Annotated in this window: 1 rRNA gene; it reads left to right on the top strand. The window is 50.5% G+C overall.

Features of this window, described 5'->3' with window-relative positions:
• The first annotated feature begins 124 nt into the window (after positions 1-124).
• A 16S ribosomal RNA gene (locus ELAC_RS07495) occupies positions 125-1,676 on the top strand.
• The last annotated feature ends 92 nt before the right edge of the window (positions 1,677-1,768 follow it).

The raw sequence follows: 1,768 nt of genomic DNA, 5'->3' as shown, positions 1-1,768 counted from the left end.
GTTAATTGACAGCGATAAGATAGCAAAGTGCGTAAATGTGTGCATTTGTGCGGACCAAGTTGCTGAATAAGCAACAGAGTCAACATATATAAGAAAACACAATATCGAGTTTTCAGAGTTTTTTTTCTTTGAGAATTTGATCCTGGTTCAGATTGAACGCTGGCAGCGTGGATGAGGCATGCAAGTCGGACGAAGTATTTTAGCAATAAGATACTTAGTGGCGAAAGGGTTAGTAATACATAGACAATCTGCCTTTAACTTTGGAATAACGGCTGGAAACGGCCGCTAATACCGGATGTGGTGAAGAGAGGCATCTTTCTTTCATTAAAGCGGGGGCTCGTAAGACCTCGCGGTTAAAGAAGAGTCTATGGGATATCAGCTAGTTGGTGGGGTAATGGCCTACCAAGGCTAAGACGTCTAGGCGGATTGAGAGATTGACCGCCAACACTGGGACTGAGATACTGCCCAGACTCCTACGGGAGGCTGCAGTCGAGAATCTTTCGCAATGGGCGAAAGCCTGACGAAGCGACGCTGCGTGAGCGATGAAGGCCTTCGGGTTGTAAAGCTCTTTCGCCTGGGAACAAGAGAATCCGGATAACACCCGGAGGATTTGAGGGTACTAGGTAAAGAAGCACCGGCTAACTCCGTGCCAGCAGCTGCGGTAATACGGAGGGTGCAAGCGTTAATCGGATTTATTGGGCGTAAAGGGCGCGTAGGCTGATGAATAAGTCGGGTGTGAAATCCTGGGGCTCAACCTCAGGGCGGCACCTGAAACTATTTGTCTAGAGGGTAGGCGGAGAAAACGGAATTCCACAAGTAGCGGTGAAATGCGTAGATATGTGGAAGAACACCGGTGGCGAAGGCGGTTTTCTAGCTTACTCCTGACGCTGAGGCGCGAAAGTTAGGGGATCAAACAGGATTAGATACCCTGGTAGTCCTAACCGTAAACTATGTATACTTGGTGTAGCTGGTCTCAACCCCAGCTGTGCCGTAGCTAACGCGATAAGTATACCGCCTGGGGAGTACACTCGCAAGGGTGAAACTCAAAAGAATTGACGGGGACCCGCACAAGCAGTGGAGCATGTGGTTTAATTCGATGCAACGCGAAGAACCTTACCTAGGCTTGACATATAGTAGACCGCATCAGAGATGGTGCTTTCCTTCGGGACTGCTAAACAGGTGCTGCATGGCTGTCGTCAGCTCGTGCCGTGAGGTGTTGGGTTAAGTCCCGCAACGAGCGCAACCCTTGTCATTAGTTGCCAACAGGTGAAGCTGGGAACTCTAATGAGACTGCCTGGGTTAACCAGGAGGAAGGTGAGGATGACGTCAAGTCAGCATGGCCCTTATGCCTAGGGCTACACACGTGCTACAATGGCCGGTACAGAGGGCAGCCAACCCGTGAGGGGGAGCAAATCCCAAAAAACCGGCCCCAGTTCAGATTGTAGTCTGCAACTCGACTACATGAAGTTGGAATTGCTAGTAATGGCGTGTCAGCTATAACGCCGTGAATACGTTCCCGGGTCTTGTACACACCGCCCGTCACATCATGGGAGTTGGTTTTACCCGACGTCGCTGACTTAACCGCAAGGAGAGAAGCGCCTAAGGTGAGGCCGATGACTGGGATGAAGTCGTAACAAGGTAGCCCTACCGGAAGGTGGGGCTGGATCACCTCCTTTAAGGACAGGAAGCTTGAAGATCTTCGGATCTCGGCATCCAGGTTGGGCCAAATGCCACTTTCGCACATTGCTGTCTTATCGCTGTCAAAAAC

This window comes from Estrella lausannensis, from assembly GCF_900000175.1.
GTDB classification, from domain to species: domain Bacteria; phylum Chlamydiota; class Chlamydiia; order Chlamydiales; family Criblamydiaceae; genus Estrella; species Estrella lausannensis.
The sequence above is the reverse complement of the archived record's forward strand: the minus strand, read 5'-3'. Positions and strand labels throughout refer to the sequence as shown.